This window comes from Pseudomonas sp. PDM09 (assembly GCF_014852305.1).
In the GTDB taxonomy this organism is placed as follows: Bacteria; Pseudomonadota; Gammaproteobacteria; order Pseudomonadales; family Pseudomonadaceae; genus Aquipseudomonas.
Genome location: NZ_JACVBI010000002.1, coordinates 130,612 through 146,583, shown reverse-complemented (window position 1 = coordinate 146,583; position 15,972 = coordinate 130,612). Strand labels below are relative to the sequence as shown.

The 15,972-nt window shown below is 57.2% G+C and carries 19 protein-coding genes and 1 pseudogene; 15 read left to right on the top strand and 5 right to left on the bottom strand.

What is annotated here, in order from left to right; translation table 11 throughout:
- The first annotated feature begins 65 nt into the window (after positions 1-65).
- The 7 genes from IB250_RS05280 (at position 66) to IB250_RS05250 (ending at position 6,403) form a co-directional block, all read left to right on the top strand.
- Positions 66-770 carry a murein L,D-transpeptidase catalytic domain family protein gene (locus tag IB250_RS05280; protein ID WP_123501404.1) on the top strand — a complete coding sequence of 235 codons (705 nt, stop codon included), beginning with the start codon at positions 66-68 and terminating at the stop codon, positions 768-770.
- Positions 771-915: 145 nt separating this feature from the next.
- Complete coding sequence (locus tag IB250_RS05275) at positions 916-2,709, top strand: copper resistance system multicopper oxidase (protein ID WP_192343303.1); 1,794 nt, start codon at positions 916-918, stop codon at positions 2,707-2,709.
- 10 nt (positions 2,710-2,719) lie between these two features.
- Positions 2,720-3,610 (top strand): copper resistance protein B, encoded by an 891-nt coding sequence (locus tag IB250_RS05270; protein ID WP_192343302.1) that lies wholly within the window; start codon positions 2,720-2,722, stop codon positions 3,608-3,610.
- A gap of 55 nt (positions 3,611-3,665) precedes the next feature.
- Positions 3,666-4,049 (top strand): copper homeostasis periplasmic binding protein CopC, encoded by a 384-nt coding sequence (copC, locus tag IB250_RS05265; protein WP_192343301.1) that lies wholly within the window; start codon positions 3,666-3,668, stop codon positions 4,047-4,049.
- Between the two features lie 3 nt (positions 4,050-4,052).
- Positions 4,053-5,015: a copper homeostasis membrane protein CopD gene (gene copD / locus IB250_RS05260; RefSeq protein ID WP_192343300.1), complete on the top strand. Its 963-nt coding sequence runs from the start codon at positions 4,053-4,055 to the stop codon at positions 5,013-5,015.
- Between the two features lie 101 nt (positions 5,016-5,116).
- Positions 5,117-5,458 carry a hypothetical protein gene (locus IB250_RS05255; RefSeq protein ID WP_192343299.1) on the top strand — a complete coding sequence of 114 codons (342 nt, stop codon included), beginning with the start codon at positions 5,117-5,119 and terminating at the stop codon, positions 5,456-5,458.
- A gap of 153 nt (positions 5,459-5,611) precedes the next feature.
- A complete protein-coding gene (locus tag IB250_RS05250) occupies positions 5,612-6,403 on the top strand; it encodes a transporter substrate-binding domain-containing protein (RefSeq protein WP_048395177.1) in 792 nt (263 codons plus the stop codon).
- Between the two features lie 237 nt (positions 6,404-6,640).
- Here IB250_RS05250 and IB250_RS05245 read toward each other — a convergent pair whose 3' ends face one another.
- Positions 6,641-7,096, bottom strand: coding sequence for a type VI secretion system amidase immunity protein Tai4 (locus tag IB250_RS05245; protein ID WP_192343298.1), 456 nt, complete (start codon positions 7,094-7,096; stop codon positions 6,641-6,643).
- A pseudogene (locus IB250_RS05240) lies at positions 7,096-7,595 on the bottom strand (type VI secretion system amidase effector protein Tae4). The gene IB250_RS05245 and the pseudogene IB250_RS05240 overlap by 1 nt, the downstream one beginning before the upstream one ends.
- A 528-nt stretch (positions 7,596-8,123) precedes the next feature.
- Between IB250_RS05240 and IB250_RS05235 the strand changes: the two are divergent.
- From IB250_RS05235 to tal, 5 genes are all read left to right on the top strand, one after another.
- Positions 8,124-8,393, top strand: coding sequence for a hypothetical protein (locus IB250_RS05235; protein ID WP_007947603.1), 270 nt, complete (start codon positions 8,124-8,126; stop codon positions 8,391-8,393).
- 150 nt (positions 8,394-8,543) lie between these two features.
- Positions 8,544-8,690 carry a hypothetical protein gene (locus tag IB250_RS05230; RefSeq protein WP_192343297.1) on the top strand — a complete coding sequence of 49 codons (147 nt, stop codon included), beginning with the start codon at positions 8,544-8,546 and terminating at the stop codon, positions 8,688-8,690.
- A gap of 6 nt (positions 8,691-8,696) precedes the next feature.
- Positions 8,697-8,948 (top strand): type II toxin-antitoxin system YafO family toxin, encoded by a 252-nt coding sequence (locus IB250_RS28600; protein WP_225603316.1) that lies wholly within the window; start codon positions 8,697-8,699, stop codon positions 8,946-8,948.
- A 399-nt stretch (positions 8,949-9,347) separates the two neighbouring features.
- Positions 9,348-10,343, top strand: a complete 996-nt coding sequence (dusA, locus tag IB250_RS05220) for a tRNA dihydrouridine(20/20a) synthase DusA (RefSeq protein ID WP_008076014.1) — start codon at positions 9,348-9,350, stop codon at positions 10,341-10,343.
- A gap of 178 nt (positions 10,344-10,521) precedes the next feature.
- Positions 10,522-11,448 carry a transaldolase gene (tal, locus tag IB250_RS05215; RefSeq protein WP_192343296.1) on the top strand — a complete coding sequence of 309 codons (927 nt, stop codon included), beginning with the start codon at positions 10,522-10,524 and terminating at the stop codon, positions 11,446-11,448.
- Between the two features lie 243 nt (positions 11,449-11,691).
- Here tal and rssC read toward each other — a convergent pair whose 3' ends face one another.
- Both rssC and rssB read right to left on the bottom strand, forming a co-directional pair.
- Positions 11,692-12,174, bottom strand: a complete 483-nt coding sequence (rssC, locus tag IB250_RS05210) for an anti-sigma factor antagonist RssC (RefSeq protein WP_007897104.1) — start codon at positions 12,172-12,174, stop codon at positions 11,692-11,694.
- Entirely contained in the window at positions 12,174-13,355 is a 1,182-nt protein-coding gene (rssB, locus tag IB250_RS05205; protein ID WP_008076016.1) for a two-component system response regulator RssB, read from the bottom strand. Before rssB ends, rssC begins: the two co-directional genes overlap by 1 nt.
- A gap of 276 nt (positions 13,356-13,631) precedes the next feature.
- Between rssB and IB250_RS05200 the strand changes: the two genes are divergently transcribed.
- A complete protein-coding gene (locus IB250_RS05200; RefSeq protein WP_123497823.1) occupies positions 13,632-13,931 on the top strand; it encodes a PilZ domain-containing protein in 300 nt (99 codons plus the stop codon).
- 72 nt (positions 13,932-14,003) lie between these two features.
- Here IB250_RS05200 and IB250_RS05195 read toward each other — a convergent pair whose 3' ends face one another.
- Entirely contained in the window at positions 14,004-14,693 is a 690-nt protein-coding gene (locus tag IB250_RS05195; protein ID WP_192343295.1) for a VacJ family lipoprotein, read from the bottom strand.
- 200 nt (positions 14,694-14,893) lie between these two features.
- Here IB250_RS05195 and IB250_RS05190 point away from each other — a divergent pair, with 200 nt between their 5' ends.
- Positions 14,894-15,514 carry an HAD family phosphatase gene (locus tag IB250_RS05190; protein WP_192343294.1) on the top strand — a complete coding sequence of 207 codons (621 nt, stop codon included), beginning with the start codon at positions 14,894-14,896 and terminating at the stop codon, positions 15,512-15,514.
- A gap of 109 nt (positions 15,515-15,623) precedes the next feature.
- Positions 15,624-15,887, top strand: a complete 264-nt coding sequence (locus IB250_RS05185; protein ID WP_192343293.1) for a DUF4404 family protein — start codon at positions 15,624-15,626, stop codon at positions 15,885-15,887.
- Positions 15,888-15,972: the final 85 nt, after the last annotated feature.

Sequence of the window (15,972 nt, the reverse complement as noted above, 5' to 3'; positions counted from 1 at the left end):
CCCGTTTTCAACCGGCTAGCGTCGTGCGCGCTGCTAGACTCGAAACAATCAGATGAGACTTGCATATGGCCCTAGACCGCTTCGGCTTTTTAATGACGGCCCTGTTGCTGACCGCGTGTACCTTACCGGCAGCCTACGCCGATTCGCTTGAAGCCGCGCTGATCAAAGCGGCCCCCAATGCCAACGCCAAGGTGATAGCCCTGGCCGTACGCGCTTCCCAATGCAGCCGGGCCCAAAGCGCTGCCCCGGTGCAAAGACTAGCAGTCATCGATTATTCCCTGCCCTCGACCGCGCAACGCCTTTGGGTATTCGACCTTAAACAACGCAAGTTGTTGTTCCACGAACTGGTTGCCCACGGTCGCAACAGCGGCGAAAACATGGCCCGTCAGTTCTCCAACCGCAATGCCAGCTTCGCCACCAGTCTTGGTTTGTACCGAACCCAGTCCAGCTATGTCGGGCAGAACGGTTACTCGTTGCGCATGGAAGGTCTGGAGCCGGGTTTCAACGACAATGCTTTCGAGCGGGCGATCGTCATTCATGGCGCGCCGTATGTCAGTCCTGACCTGGCGCGGGCGAATGGCCGGATCGGCAGAAGCCTGGGTTGCCCGGCGGTGAGGCCTGCGATTGCGCATCAGCTGATCGACTCGATGAAGGATGGGCAGCTGTTGTTTTCTTACTATCCGGATCAGCGCTGGTTGAAGTCTTCTTCGTATATCAATTGCGGTAACGCGACCGTGGCAGACTCGTCCAAGCCGAACAGAAGTCACTAAACACCGAGTGAAACTGTCAGAAATGTAATCTTGGCCTCAGTCTGCTGAAAGGCGCCGCCCGTTAACCTTCACCTCATTAAGTTCTCCTCCCTCCGCTCAGGATGGACTTGAGGGCTTCACCAGGTTGACGTACGGGAAAAACGGCATGCATTCCAACACCTCAAGACGCACTTTCGTGAAGGGCCTGGCCGCGGGTGGAGCCCTCGCGGGCCTCGGGCTGTGGCGCACACCGGTCTGGGCGGTCACCAGCCCCGGCGAACCGAACGTGCTGGCCGGTACCGAGTTCGACCTGTACATCGGCGAAACCCCGGTCAACATCACCGGCAACCCTCGAACCGCGATGACCATCAACGGCGGCATTCCCGGCCCCCTGCTGCGCTGGCGGGAAGGCGACACCGTCACGCTGCGGGTGAAGAACAAACTCAAGGACACCACTTCCATTCACTGGCACGGCATCTTGCTGCCCGCCAACATGGACGGCGTGCCGGGCCTGAGCTTTCACGGTATAGAGCCGGACGGGATGTACGTCTACCAGTTCAAAGTCCGGCAGAACGGCACTTACTGGTATCACAGCCATTCGGGCTTTCAAGAACAGTCCGGGGTTTACGGGCCATTGGTGATCGACGCCAAGGAACCGGAGCCTTTCCAGTACGACCGCGATTACGTGGTGATGCTGACTGACTGGACCGATGAAGACGCGGTCGGCCTGATGAGCAAACTCAAGAAACAATCCGACTATTACAACTACCACAAGCGCACCGTGGGCGATTTCATCCACGACGTCAGCGAGAAAGGCTGGGGCTCGACAGTTGCCGATCGCAAGATGTGGGCCGAGATGAAGATGAACCCCACCGATCTGGCCGACGTCAGCGGCGCCACGTACACCTACTTAATGAACGGCCAGGCGCCGAACATGAACTGGACGGGCGTGTTCCGCCCCGGCGAAAAGCTGCGACTGCGCTTCATCAACGGCTCGTCGATGACCTACTTCGACGTGCGCATCCCCGGCCTGAAAATGACCGTGGTCGCGGCGGATGGCCAACACGTCAAACCGGTGAGCGTCGACGAATTCCGCATCGCGGTGGCGGAGACGTTCGATGTCATCGTCGAACCGACCCAGGACGCCTATACCCTGTTCGCCCAGTCAATGGACCGAACGGGTTTTGCACGAGGCACCCTTGCGGTGAAGGCCGGCTTGTCGGCGCCAGTGCCACCGCTGGATCCGCGACCGCTGGTGACCATGGATGACATGGGCATGGGCGGGATGGATCACGGCAGCATGGGCGGCGACATGGCGGGGATGGATCACAGTGCACCGCAAGGCATGACGGGCATGGACGGCGGTGACATGCAGGGCATGGACAACATGGCCAGCATGGATCACAGCAGCATGGCCATGGGCGGCATGGCCGGTATGCAATCCCACCCAGACACGGAAAAAGACAACCCGCTGGTGGACATGCAAGCCATGAGCACCTCGCCGAAACTTGACGACCCGGGCCTGGGCCTACGCGACAACGGTCGCCGCGTGCTGACCTACTCCGACCTGCACAGCACCTTCGAAGACCCGGATGGCCGCGAGCCCGGTCGCACCATCGAGCTGCACCTGACCGGCCACATGGAGAAATTCGCCTGGTCGTTCAACGGCGTGAAATTCTCCGACGCCGAACCGCTGCGACTCAAGTACGGCGAGCGAATTCGTGTAGTGCTGGTCAACGACACGATGATGACTCACCCCATTCACCTGCACGGCATGTGGAGTGACCTCGAAGACGAGAACGGCCAGTTCATGGTGCGCAAACACACCATCGACATGCCACCGGGATCAAAGCGCAGCTACCGGGTCACCGCCGACGCGCTCGGCCGCTGGGCCTATCACTGCCATCTCCTGTACCACATGGAAATGGGCATGTTCCGTGAAGTTCGCGTGGAAGAATGAGGCGCTACCCATGACCAGACTGAATCGCTCTACCCGCCTCGCTTTGGCACTCGCTGGCTTCACGGCTTCTTCGGCCATGGCTGCTACCGACGATATGCAGGGCATGGACCATAGCCAGATGCCGGGCATGGATCACAGCCAAATGCAGAGCATGGACAACGGCCAGATGCAGCCCGCCGCGCCGACCCAAAGTCGCACGCCGATCCCGGCATTGACCGACGCCGACCGCGCTGCCGTCTACGTCAGTCCCGCCGGCCATGCCGTGCATGACTCCGCGCTCAACTATTACTTGCTCGCCGACAAACTCGAATGGCAGGACGCCGACGACGGCAGCGCATTGGCATGGGATCTGTCCGGCTGGATCGGCGGCGACATCGATCGCCTGTGGCTGCGCTCCGAAGGCGAGCGCGTCAATGGCAAAACCGAAGACGCGGAAGTCCAGGCCCTTTGGGGCCACGCCATCTCCCCCTGGTGGGACGTGGTGACCGGCGTGCGCCAGGATTTCAAACCCGGCGCCCCACAAACCTGGGCCGCACTAGGCGTGCAAGGCATGGCGCTGTACAACTTCGAAGCCGAGGCTACCGCCTTCATCGGCGAAGGTGGCCAGACCGCTGCACGGCTGGAGGGCGACTACGACATCCTGCTCACCAACCGGCTGATTTTGCAGCCGACTGCCGAGCTCAATATCTACGGCAAAAACGACCCGCAACGGGGCATCGGCTCCGGGCTGTCCAACACCGAAGCCGGCCTGCGATTGCGCTATGAAATTCGCCGGGAATTCGCGCCCTACATTGGCGTGACCTGGAACCGCACCTACGGCAAAACCGCCGATTACGCCAAGGACGAAGGCGAGGACCGCAGCGAAGCCCGCCTTGTCGTCGGCGTTCGGCTGTGGTTCTAAATGTATTAACTCGAAAACCTAAAAACCAACCGCTTAAAGCGGTAAGAGGCCTTGCATGCGCACAATCAAAACCACCGCTGTTGCCATCGCACTTTCAACCGGGCTGCTCATGAGCGCACTCGCTCAAGCCCACCCGAAACTGCTCTCCTCCACCCCGGCCGAAGGTGCGGACGGTGTAGCGCCGAGCAACATCGAACTGCATTTCTCCGAAAACCTCATGACCCAGTTCTCCGGCGCCAAACTGGTCATGACCGAAATGCCCGGCATGGCCCACTCGCCCATGCCCATGAAGGCCAAAGTTTCCGGCGGCAGCGACCCGAAAACCATGGTCATCACCCCGCTTTCGCCACTGCCCACCGGCAGCTACAAAGTCGAATGGCGCGCCGTGTCTTCGGACACTCACCCGATCACCGGCAACGTTACATTCAAAGTGAAGTGATGGATGAGCGACTCAATCAGCATTGCCCTGCGCTTTGCGTTGTATGTGGATTTGATGCTGTTGTTTGGGGTGGCGCTCTTTGGGCTGTATAGCCTTAAAGGACAGGAACGGCTGTCGGGAGCGGTGTTGCCGTTTCGGCCGATGTTGGCGGGGATGGCAGTGATGGGTGCGCTGCTGTCCGTCGCCAGCATGCTGATGATGGTGAGTGCCATGAGCGGGGAATCGGACTTCGCCGAACTGCGTCCGCACATCGAGATGATGCTGTTCGAGACGAACGTCGGGTTGGCTTGGGGGGTTCGCATTGTTGCGCTGGTCGTCGCGGGCTTAGCGGTGATGCTCCGTGCGCCTGGTTTCAGTTTATGGGTTGCAGCTTTTGCCGGCGGTGTTGCTCTTTCCAGCCTGGCCTGGAACGGGCATGGCGCCATGGATGAAGGCAGTCGTCGTTTCTGGCATTTCACGGTGGACATTCTGCACCTGCTGACGGCAGGGGCCTGGCTTGGCGCATTGATGGCGTTTGCGCTGATGGCAAGAATCAACGCCCTGCACACTGAAGTGCGCATCAGGTTGCTGGCCCGCGCCGTTAATCGATTTGAGGTGATTGGCGCGGTCATCGTGGTGGTCATAACGGTGACAGGGGTTGTGAATTATCTGTTCATTGTCGGGCCGAAACTGGATGAGGTATTTCTCAGTATTTACGGGGTTTTGCTGTTCATCAAAGTGGTGCTGTTTGCTGGAATGCTCGTGCTCGCCGCGTTGAACCGGTTTCACCTTGGGCCGTTATTGGAGCGATCGTTGCGGGACGGGCAATACGCCGTCGCCGCTAATGCGTTGCGGCGCAGCGTGGTGGTGGAATGGGTGGCTGCGGTGGTGATCGTGGGGTTGGTGGCCTGGTTGGGGACGTTGAGTCCGCAGATGGACACTAATGAAGCATCCGATGACCGGACTAGCAGTCAGTGGACAGGGTGAGAGTCCTTTACTAGCGTCTAACCACCAGATTTCAAGCCATGGGGTTCAACACCCAAGCGCCAAGGTGAAAATGCGGCGCAATTATCGAAAGGAGATCGAAAATGGCTGAAGTAATGAAAGTGGTGGATGTCGAGTTAAAGTTACTTAAATCAAACCCACCGCAGCTACACATATCGGCAATTGGCCTGGTGAATTCTGGTGGATGGACAAACCCGAGACTGGAGCCGCGGATTTACATTCAGTTCCCACCAGACGGCATTCAAGACTTCGATTTTGTTGCTGATCCGCCCCAAGGGGCTGCTATACAGGTCATCCTTCCCATCGACGCATCAAAGCTTTGGAAAGAGCCGCCACTCGATAAACTCAAGGGAGTAAGAGTCCACTCTGCCAGCAACTCGATTGAAGCGCATCTTAAGAGTTCGAAGTCCGTGGCTTGTGGATAAACAACTAATGTGAAGGGATACGTGTCGGGCCTTGCCTGACGCGTATCACGCGCTGGAGTGAACGGGATATTGGGACAATGGATGACAATCGAGAAGTGCTTTCACTACACTGACTTCCGCTTGAATCCCACTTCATCACAAAGCCCGATAACAATGAAAACCATAAAAAGCACAATGATGCTCTGTGGCCTGCTCGCGCTAGCCAGCGGCGTTCAGGCAGAGCAATCCCCTTCCCATCTCGACACCGTCCTGCAACAAGGCCAACTGCGCGTTTGCACGACCGGCGACTACAAACCCTATACCTTCAAAGGTGAAGACGGCGAATACTCGGGGATCGACATCGCCATGGCCCGCTCATTGGCCGACAGCCTGGGGGTGAAGGTTGAGTGGGTCCAGACCACCTGGAAAACCCTGATGCCCGACATGCTCGCGGGCAAATGCGACATCGGCGTCGGCGGCATCTCCGTCACGCTGGAACGCCAGAAAAAAGCCTTCTTCAGCACCACGCTGGATGTCGACGGCAAAATCCCACTGGTGCGCTGCGAAAACCAGGCGCAATACCAGACCATCGAACAAATCAACCAACCTTCCGTTCGCCTGGTCGAACCGGCCGGCGGCACCAACGAAGCCTTTGTCCACGCCTTCCTGCCCAAAGCGCAATTGCAGCTTCACGACAACGTGACCATCTTCCAGGAACTGCTGGATAAGAAAGCTGACGTGATGATTACCGATGCTTCGGAAGCGCTGTATCAGCAGAAACTCAAACCGGGGTTGTGCGCGGTTAACCCGACGCAATTTATGCAGTATGGGGAGAAGGCTTACCTGCTGCCGCGCGATGATATTAGTTGGAAGTTGTACGTCGATCAGTGGCTGCATCTTGCCAAGGTGACGGGCAACTACCAGAAAATTCTGGGTCAGTGGATAGCGGTGCCAGAGGCGAAATAGCTCGCTACATACTACCTGTAGCAGCTGGCGAAGCCTGCGTTCGGCTGCGAAGCAGTCGCAATAACAGAACTCGCAATGCATCAGGCAGATCACGCAACGGCGGAAGCATTTCAGCCGTTGCATCCTCGAAATCATTTTCAGTTTCCTGTGGACCGGAAGCGTGACGGCACGATCTAAAGTCGTCATCCTGGGCCGAAAGCCCGTCAACGGCTGCTCATCTTCAATCGCGACACGGGGTCAATCCTTTTTGGGGCGCGGCGGGTTGTCCTGACGATAGGTATGCTGGGGATTGATGACCAATTGCCTGACCTGGCTGTCCAACTCTTTGCTGTGATACAGGTCCAGGCATTTGAGCAGTTCAAAGCGAACGCCTTGGCGCTCTGATTCGACCAGTGGATTGTGATAATCACGAGCCAGAAACTGGTCAACCAGAGGTCTACCGGCTTGAGGTGCTTGCTCCAGATCAAAATAGGTCCAGTCCATAAGCGCACTGGCACTGCTTCCGGCGTCCTGGGCGACTTTAGGTTCGCTCTTGTAGGCTGTAGCGATGCAGTCTGCCAGCACCATATCCTTGTAATTTTGCGCGTAGGTGCGCCCGCCTGCCTGTGGGGAGTTGGTCGGATCATCCTTGGACCAACTGTAAGAAGGCGCGGCGGCCCAAGCCAGTACCAAGACCGCAGTCAAATACTTCATCAAGACAAACTCCAGAAGTTTGCGCGGTCGGTTTGATAGTTCATGCCCGGCTCGTTGAAATAGCAGTGGTCATAACACATTCTGCCGTCAAACAATGTGGCATGCCCCTGAGCGTCGACCAGCCAGAAACTTCAAACAATACAAGACCCTTCCGGCCCGCCAGGGTACCGCCATCTGCGGCCGGGTATTTAACCGTCTCGGCACTTCCCCATTGCTGTTCCAGATAGGCAATCAGGCTTTTGACGCGATAAAAGTACCAGCGCTTGTCAGCGCCAGACACAGTTTCGCCAACTATTCGCGGTATGAGTGAGCCGGAGTAATTGAGGATATAACTCATGCGCACTGCGCACGTGTTGACCCACCTCAGGGCCGGATCACGACTGTTAATGTTCATTGCAACATTGCCGCCGATGACTGTCGCAACTTTTTCAGATGGATTGAGGGTGTCGTAAATCCGTTGAGATGCCGCCCACGCGCTGGAAAATGAGGGTCGAATCATGTTTCATCCTTGAGTTTAGGAAGCAGAAATCTGCGGCAGTTTAATCCTTCATGCTTGAGGTGACATAGACCTGAATGACGGGGTCATGAAGAAGCGCCGCTCCATCACATCCAGCAAATCGCAGCCAGCGCACAGCGGAATCGCCACCCGCGCGAAGTCCTGCAACAGCAACGCATCACGATTGATGCCCTCGCCCAGACAAACTGTCAAAAGAGTAACGTCCTACACCACACTAGGAATTGTCCGTACACTTATCCATTGCTGCGTTTTTGTCACGAGGCCTATAGTCCACCCGACGCCCAAATGGCGTGTCGGGTTTGGCGACTCGATGGCAATTGAACTGAAGCCTTCGACCATTTTCGGAGCGCTTCGGAACGCACCTAGCTGCCTGTTTTATGGTGGCTGTGCGCGGGAGACCTTAGGGTCTGCCGGTTTCTCCATTGCCCGGTTCGCCAACCCGCGTACGGCTACCACCCATTCGTTTGGCGACGATTGAGTAGTAGTTTTCTTGAATTAATGGAGCTCCACATGAACGAATACATGGCTTTAACCAGCAATGCCGACGATCTGCCAAGCCTTTTTGTAAACACCACACAACCTTTGCACTCACTGCTCAGCACCGCCAGTTACAGAATTCGAGCTGTGACGCAGATTCTTGAAAACCTTGCGATGCGCGGTGATATCACCACGGATTCAGTAATACTCAGTGACTTCGCGCTACTGTGCTGCGTGCCATTACGCGATGGCTGCGATGTGTTGGACGTTATCGCCCGACGCATGGATGCTGAACCCTCCTGACGTCAAAAAGGGGCGCCCTCCCCGGACGCCCTCGGCATCATCGAATTCGATAAAAAAAAATGTAGCCCCGTGTACCGCTGTCGCGGTTTGCCCGGATCCCTTCAATCACATAAGCTGGTCAGCATGAATACACATCTTTCGGAGGCTCCGATGGCCACCACTAAAAAAACCGACAAGCCCCGCAGAAAGGTCGTCCATAAAGAACTGACGTTCCTGGATGTTCGGGAAGCAGCGCGTGATGGGCAGAAGGTCTTTGATACGTTTGTGATCACTGGCAAGCTTCCTATTACAAAGTAGGTCTGGATGCAGGCAGTTAAAATTGCTGCAGTTTTTCAAAAAGTAAAACACTGGGAAACAATTGCCGCACAGTTCTACAACTACAAGTTGTTCGGCGACCTGCCTGCCATTTTCGGTAGAGACGAGAAGCTCGACCTGAGCGAAATGCACCATATCCACCTCGCGAGTACAGAAGAGATACAAACTCGCTGGGCAAAAATCAGTCGTCAGTATTATCGCACCGCCTTGTTGATGACCCTGATAATGACTTCTGGCTAATCTATGCCTACGACGACTTCAGAGATGAATACTTACTGCTCACGGTCACGGGGCCAGATGCTCACAATCGTAAAGAATGGGGTTCGTTCCTGCGTACGATGCGCAACGATATCGTAGAGCCCTGGATTGTTGGCAAGATCAGATTCCCTGATCTGGATGACTTGTGAACTGTCCGCAAAAACCCGGTGTTTGGCCGGGTTTCTTTGATTACTACTTATGGCGAAAAAGAGAATCCCACGAAAAATGGGGTGGGATCTATTTACTCGCGTTATCTCCCTGAATCCCTTTCATTCTTCTGTCCATTTGTCCCGAACTACCGCAGCAATACTCACCTGAGCCCCGCAAGCCCAATCCTGATAAACTCCCCACCTCCCAGCCTCACCCATTCCAGAAACGCCAATGCCCCCAATCACCGCCACACCCGCTCCGCTCTCCCGCCGCTTCTCCGTCGCCCCGATGATGGATTGGACCGATCGTCACTGCCGTTTTTTCCTACGCCTGCTCTCCAAACACGCCCTCCTCTACACCGAAATGGTCACCACCGGCGCGCTCCTCAACGGCGACCATGACCGCTTCCTGCGTCACAACGAAGCCGAACACCCGCTCGCCCTGCAACTCGGCGGCAGTGTCCCGCTGGACCTGGCAGCCTGCGCACGCATGGCCCAGGACCATGGCTACGACGAGGTAAACCTAAACGTCGGCTGCCCAAGTGATCGGGTGCAGAACAATATGATCGGCGCGTGCCTGATGGGGCATCCGCAGTTGGTGGCTGATTGTGTGAAGGCGATGCGTGATGCGGTGTCGATTCCGGTGACGGTGAAGCATCGGATCGGGATTAATGGGCGGGACAGTTACGAGGAGTTGTGTGATTTCGTCGGCACGGTTCGGGATGCCGGGTGCACGAGTTTTACCGTGCATGCGCGGATTGCGATTCTGGAGGGGTTGTCGCCGAAGGAGAACCGCGACATTCCACCTCTGCGCTATGACGTGGCGGCGCGGTTGAAGACGGATTTTCCAGAGCTGGAGATTATTCTCAACGGCGGGATCAAGACGCTGGAGGCTTGTCACGAGCATTTGCAGACGTTTGACGGCGTGATGCTGGGCCGTGAGGCGTATCACAATCCTTATGTGATGGCTGAGGTGGATCAGCAGCTGTTCGGCAGCAAGGCACCGGTGATCAGTCGGGCCGAGGCGCTGGCGCAATTGCGGCCTTATATCGCCGAGCATCTGCTGGCGGGTGGGTCGATGCACCACATCACTCGGCACGTGCTGGGGCTGGGCACCGGGTTTCCGGGGGCGCGGAAGTTTCGGCAGTTGTTGTCGGTGGATATTCATAAGGCCAAAGAGCCTTTGGCGTTACTGGATCAGGCTGCGGAATTGCTGGAGGGGCGCTAACCGTCACCTGCGTTGAACCTGTCCCCTATTTCAGCATCGTATCTACCGATACCACGCCCCGCCTTTCAAACATCCGTTTTCAGGATGTTGCCGCTGGGGCTATCGATACACGTACGCGCCCTTGAGTGGCTGCAAGCGCTCGGGTAATGTCATTAGACCCATAGGACAGAGCACGCTCATGACTTCCAAGCTGGAACAACTCAAACAAATGACCACCGTGGTTGCCGACACCGGCGACTTCGAAGCAATCGCTCGCGTTAAACCCGTGGACGCTACCACCAACCCTTCCCTGCTGCTCAAAGCGGCGGCCATCCCCGCTTATGCCGAGTTGCTGAACGCTTGCGTTCATGACTGCAAGGGCGATGTGGGCTTGGCCAGTGACCGTTTTGGCGTTGCGGTAGGGCAAGAAATTCTGAAGGTTGTACCGGGCCGTATTTCCACTGAAGTGGATGCGCGCCTGTCGTTCGACACTGACGCCGTATTGAAGCGTGCGCACCGTCTGATCGACCTGTACGACAAGGCCGGCGTTGGCCGTGACCGTGTGCTGATCAAGATCGCTTCGACCTGGGAAGGCATTCGCGCTGCCGAGAAGCTGGAAAAGGAAGGCATTCAGTGCAACCTGACGCTGCTGTTCTCCTTCGCTCAGGCTGCCGCTTGTGCCGATGCCGGGGTGTTTCTGATTTCGCCGTTCGTGGGCCGCATCTACGACTGGTACAAGAAGGCCACTGGCAACGACTACACCGGCGCGGATGATCCGGGCGTGCAGTCGGTGACGCGTATCTACAACTACTACAAGGCCAATGACTACAAGACTGTGGTGATGGGCGCGAGCTTCCGTAATCTGAATCAGATCGAGCAGTTGGCCGGTTGTGATCGATTGACCATCAGCCCGGATCTGCTGGAGAAGCTGGCGGCGGATACTGGCAAACTGGAGCGCAAATTGGCGCCGGGGCATGCTGGTGAGGCGCGTCTGAGCCTGAATGAAGCGCAGTTCCGTTGGTTGTCCAACGAGGATGCGATGGCGACCGAGAAGCTGGCTGAGGGGATTCGTCAGTTTGCTCGGGATCAGGAGAAGCTTGAGGCGTTGTTGCAGGCCAAGCTGTGATCTAGTTCGAAGCTGTGCAAAAAGGGCGAACCTTAGCGGGTTCGCCCTTTTTTGTGCGTGTTTGGTAGTGGGGATTGGGTTGGCTTCGCGCTGGTGGCCGTGGCGGGTGTGCGGACGCCTTCGCGGGCAAGCCCGCTCCCACAGGGTTTATGGTATGGCTGAGATCGCGTATTTAACGAAGAATTAGATGGGAGCGAGTCTGCTCGCGATGGGGCCAGAGCGGCCCTCCATCACTTCAAAGGATCAATGCCGCTCCAGCGCATTCACCAGGTCATGGAACGCCTCACGGTTGGAGTCGTTCAGGCCCATGAGGATTTTGTGCGCTTCGAGGACTTTGACGCGCACCACTTCTTCGGACTGATCCTGGTCTGGCAGGTCGGTCAGGCATTCAGGGCATGGGATCGGGCGGTCAACGATGTTGAACACTTGCTCAAAGCCCATGGACTGCAGCAGACGGGTGATGTCTTCGTGGGTGGTGACGACGGTCGGCAGCAGGCCGACCTTTTGCCGCGACAGGATCGACAGTTTGGCCAGCAGGCCCAGGGTGGTGCTGTCGATGCTGCGGGTTTCGGTCAGATCGATCACGATGGCGTTGAAATTCAACGCGGTGAAGATCCGCTCAATAGTCGCATCCAACGCCGAACACAGGGTCAGGCGAACTTCACCGACGAACTTCAGGACGAAGGTGCCATCCTGCTCGGCGAACTGGATTCTACCGGTACTCATTAAAGATTCCTGCTCAACACCAACAGGGCGATATCATCCGGCATCTCCCCTAGCGTGGCCAATCCAAAAACCTGGCGCAGACCATCCAGGCTGCCGCCCGCTGCCTTCACCCGTTGAGGCAAAGCAGCTTCTTTATCTTTGAGTGTGGGTTCTGGCAAAAGGTCCAAAATGCCATCAGACATCAGCGTCAGGCTGAACACTGGCGGCAATTCCAGTACGTGGTCTTCGTAGGTGGCTTCATTGAAGAGGCCCACCGGCAGACCGCGCCCTTCCAGGTAACGAACACTGTCTGGCGTGTACAACACAGGCAACGGCAGATGACCGCCGATGCTATAGGTCAACAAACCGGTCTCCTCGTCGATGACTCCACCGACCATTGTGACGTGTTTACCCAGCTTACAACTGATCAGGCCCCGGTTGATATGACCAAGAACCTCTGAAGGCTTGAACTCCGGCAATGTGCCGTTGCGCTTGGATTCGAACAGCAAGCGCGTGGTCATGAACTTCAGCAGCACGGTAACGAAGGCTGAAGAGGCGCCATGGCCGGAAACGTCCGCCAGGTAAAACGCTACCCGACGCTCATCGACCCGAAAGTAGTCGACGAAATCGCCCGACAGGTACAACGACGGAATGATCTGGTGCGCGAACTGGAACTCGTTGATGCTCCAGGGGCTGACCGGCAGCATGTTCATCTGCACCTGGCGACCGGCGTTCTGGTCTTCCTGGAGCAGGTTCAGGCTGGCTTCGAGCTCGCGGTTGGCCTTTTCCAGCTTCTCGCGATAGCGCTGGTTTTCCAGCAGCAGGCGCGCACGATCCAGGGCCCGGCGCACGGAGTGCTCGAGCACGGCCAGATCTTCAAGAGGCTTGATCAGATAGTCCGCAGCGCCCAGGCGCAGGGCCTCGACCGCGTCGTTCATCACGCCCGCGCCCGACACCACGATCACCGGGGTTTGCGGCGACAGCTCGGTGACCTGGCGAATGAGTTCGAGTCCGCCCATCTGCGGCATGCGCAGATCGCAGATGACCAAGTCGGGCTTGTCTTGCTCGAATACCTGAAGACCCTGCTGGCCGTTGCTGGCCTGCAGGACACTGAAACCACTGTCTTCCAAGTAGGCCGCGAGGCTCGCGCGCACTACTTCGTCATCATCGATTATCAGCAGCGTGGCACTGGTTTTTGGCATGTGGGCAAACGGCGCCAGAATTAGGTTGGCGTAGCAGGCTGGGCATTGGCCCCCGCACACACTACTGGATTCGCTTTCTAGCCTCTCTGCCGCACCGTTTTCGAGCGTTAGCCCTACTTACAGGTACACCAAAGGTGCCCTTCTAAGGCGCAGACGGTACTCCCATCCGCGAGGCGTTTCAAGCTCACGCCGATGGTCGCTTGACGTCTTTACTTGTCAAATCACCGGGAGTTATAAGAACAGGCAAAACCGTAACCCAAAGGAAGGATCGAGCCCATGAGCCAAACTGATCGGGACTACAGCGAAAAGCGCGATTTCATCCGCATGCGGGTCGATGCCGATGTGGCGCTGATTCATGAAGGCGACGAGGTGCCAGCCGTCTGCATCGACCTTTCCAGCAGTGGCATGCAAGTTGAGGCGCCTCGCTTATTCAAGGTCGGTGACCATCTCAGCGTGCGGATTGATTCCGATCATGCAGCGCTCAAAGGCCTTGAGGCCGATACCGAAGTGGTGTGGGTGAAAACACAGGACGGTTCCAATCAGAAACTCGGGCTTACAATCCTGAAAATGAAATAGCCCCGAATTTACCCGCAAGCCAAACGAAAGAAGGCGGCCACATGGCCGCCTTCTTCGTTTTACCGGCCGAGATTAAAAATCGTCTTCGACCTGGCCGTCCTTGACCTTGAATTCGCGATTTTGCAGGTACGCATTGCGAATAAAGGTGTATTTGTCGCCGCTGACCAGTTTCTCGGCCGACAGCAGGTTGGCGCGGGTGTCGACGATGTTCAGGCCGAAGATCGAATTACGCACCGGCACGTCATGGATGTAGCGGTACGGGCCGGTATAGCCGTCGACATACTTGGAAGGCGCATCACGCAAGGTGCTTGGCCCCATGAGCGGCAACATCAGGTACGGACCGCTGCCCACGCCCCAGTAACCGAGGGTCTGGCCGAAGTCTTCATCATTGCGATGCAGGCCCATCTGGGTACCCACGTCGAAAAAGCCCAGCAGGCCGAAGGTGGTGTTGAAGATCAAACGCGCGGTGTCGACGCCTGCCGCAGCGGGCTTGGCTTGCAACACGTCGTTGGCGAGGTTGGTCACGTCGCCGACGTTGCGAAACATGTTGTGGATGCCATCTTCCAGAAACTGCGGCGTGACGAATTGATAGCCCTGAGCCAATGGCTTCAGTGCGTAAGTGTCGACAAAATCGTTGAACTTGTAGATCGGGCGGTTAATGCTTTCCCAAGGGTCTTCTTCCGTGGCCGCCTGGGCCGCGAACGGAACCAGCAATACACTGGCACACATACAAAGCTGAGCGAGATGATTGCTCCAGCGCATAGAGAAACTCCTTGGATTCGTACTGGCGCGGGGGCTTGGCCCAGGCGCAAAGGCCGCTAGTATATGACGGAAAACCCGGTTTAGGCAGCATCGTGCGCGATGACCTCCGGATGATTCTCCTGGCTGGAAGCGATTCATATCAGTGTCACTCAACTGTCACCGTCCACGAATAGCCTTGTTACTATTTCAAGGATGTTGATATGCCACGCGCCGAAACCACGCCTCTCATCGCCCCCAGCCTGACCGCGGTACTGTTCGGCCTCAGCGGATGCCTGGTGGATTTCGGCGCACGTACTCGCCAAGGCGGCACACTGACTGCCGAGCATGCCGAAGTCACGCTTGGCGCTCTGGACAGCCTGTCCAGCTTGCAGCGCCAACAGATTCCTTGCGCCTGGCTCGATGAGCTGCCCCCCGCCCTCAGCCACTCTCTGGCCGGGGCACTCCCGGAATGGATCAAACCTTCGCAACACCTGGCAACAATCAATCCATGCCCAGCCCCGAACGCCTGTTGGCAAGCCTTGATGGCGTTGAATGTCGAACGACTGGACGGTTGTGTGCTGGTCAGCGGCGAACCGCGACTCCTGCAATCGGGCCTGAATGCCGGGTTGTGGACCATTGGCCTGGCGTCCTGCGGCTCGCTGTGCGGGCTGGCTCCAAGCGAATGGCAGGCCTTGAGCCAAAAGGAACGGGAACACCTGCGCGGCAAGGCGACAATGCAGTTGTTCGGCCTGGGCGTGCATTCGGTAATCGATCATCTGGGCGAACTCGACACCTGCCTGGCCGATATCAGCCTGCGCCGGCTCAAGGGCGAGAAGCCCTGATCGAGATCATGCAGTTTGCCCGGGAGTGGATTAATCTAAAGGTCAGCCATAGACCTTTGGCGCGCCGCTGCGGTCTATGCCAGTGCCTATCGATAAAAGGAAGAACGCCATGCCTGCCCGCGAACTGCAAGAACAGCTCAACAAACTGCGCGAGCAATTGGAACAGAATCCACCGCTTACCGAAGCCGAGCGCGCTGACCTGCACGCGCTGATGCAACAGATCGAACTGGAACTTGAACTCGAAACCAAAACCCAGGACACCAGCCTCGCCGACAATGTGAACCTGGCCGTCGAGCGCTTCGAACTTGAACACCCGACCCTTGCTGGCACCTTGCGCAACATCGTGCAAGCGTTGGGCAACATGGGGATCTGAACCCGCCAGATACAAAAAAGCCCTGCTATCGATAGCGGGGCTTTTTAATGCCTGCGACCTGAAATGCAATCCCTTGTGGGAGCGG

Excerpts from the sequence above, each read along its gene's own strand:
- IB250_RS05280 (WP_123501404.1), top strand. The coding sequence starts at position 66 with ATGGCCCTAGACCGCTTCGGCTTTTTAATGACGGCCCTGTTGCTGACC.
- IB250_RS05275 (WP_192343303.1), top strand. The coding sequence starts at position 916 with ATGCATTCCAACACCTCAAGACGCACTTTCGTGAAGGGCCTGGCCGCG.
- IB250_RS05270 (WP_192343302.1), top strand. The coding sequence starts at position 2,720 with ATGACCAGACTGAATCGCTCTACCCGCCTCGCTTTGGCACTCGCTGGC.
- copC (WP_192343301.1), top strand. The coding sequence starts at position 3,666 with ATGCGCACAATCAAAACCACCGCTGTTGCCATCGCACTTTCAACCGGG.
- copD (WP_192343300.1), top strand. The coding sequence starts at position 4,053 with ATGAGCGACTCAATCAGCATTGCCCTGCGCTTTGCGTTGTATGTGGAT.
- IB250_RS05255 (WP_192343299.1), top strand. The coding sequence starts at position 5,117 with ATGGCTGAAGTAATGAAAGTGGTGGATGTCGAGTTAAAGTTACTTAAA.
- IB250_RS05250 (WP_048395177.1), top strand. The coding sequence starts at position 5,612 with ATGAAAACCATAAAAAGCACAATGATGCTCTGTGGCCTGCTCGCGCTA.
- IB250_RS05245 (WP_192343298.1), bottom strand. The coding sequence starts at position 7,096 with ATGAAGTATTTGACTGCGGTCTTGGTACTGGCTTGGGCCGCCGCGCCT.
- IB250_RS05235 (WP_007947603.1), top strand. The coding sequence starts at position 8,124 with ATGAACGAATACATGGCTTTAACCAGCAATGCCGACGATCTGCCAAGC.
- IB250_RS05230 (WP_192343297.1), top strand. The coding sequence starts at position 8,544 with ATGGCCACCACTAAAAAAACCGACAAGCCCCGCAGAAAGGTCGTCCAT.
- IB250_RS28600 (WP_225603316.1), top strand. The coding sequence starts at position 8,697 with ATGCAGGCAGTTAAAATTGCTGCAGTTTTTCAAAAAGTAAAACACTGG.
- dusA (WP_008076014.1), top strand. The coding sequence starts at position 9,348 with ATGCCCCCAATCACCGCCACACCCGCTCCGCTCTCCCGCCGCTTCTCC.
- tal (WP_192343296.1), top strand. The coding sequence starts at position 10,522 with ATGACTTCCAAGCTGGAACAACTCAAACAAATGACCACCGTGGTTGCC.
- rssC (WP_007897104.1), bottom strand. The coding sequence starts at position 12,174 with ATGAGTACCGGTAGAATCCAGTTCGCCGAGCAGGATGGCACCTTCGTC.
- rssB (WP_008076016.1), bottom strand. The coding sequence starts at position 13,355 with ATGCCAAAAACCAGTGCCACGCTGCTGATAATCGATGATGACGAAGTA.
- IB250_RS05200 (WP_123497823.1), top strand. The coding sequence starts at position 13,632 with ATGAGCCAAACTGATCGGGACTACAGCGAAAAGCGCGATTTCATCCGC.
- IB250_RS05195 (WP_192343295.1), bottom strand. The coding sequence starts at position 14,693 with ATGCGCTGGAGCAATCATCTCGCTCAGCTTTGTATGTGTGCCAGTGTA.
- IB250_RS05190 (WP_192343294.1), top strand. The coding sequence starts at position 14,894 with ATGCCACGCGCCGAAACCACGCCTCTCATCGCCCCCAGCCTGACCGCG.
- IB250_RS05185 (WP_192343293.1), top strand. The coding sequence starts at position 15,624 with ATGCCTGCCCGCGAACTGCAAGAACAGCTCAACAAACTGCGCGAGCAA.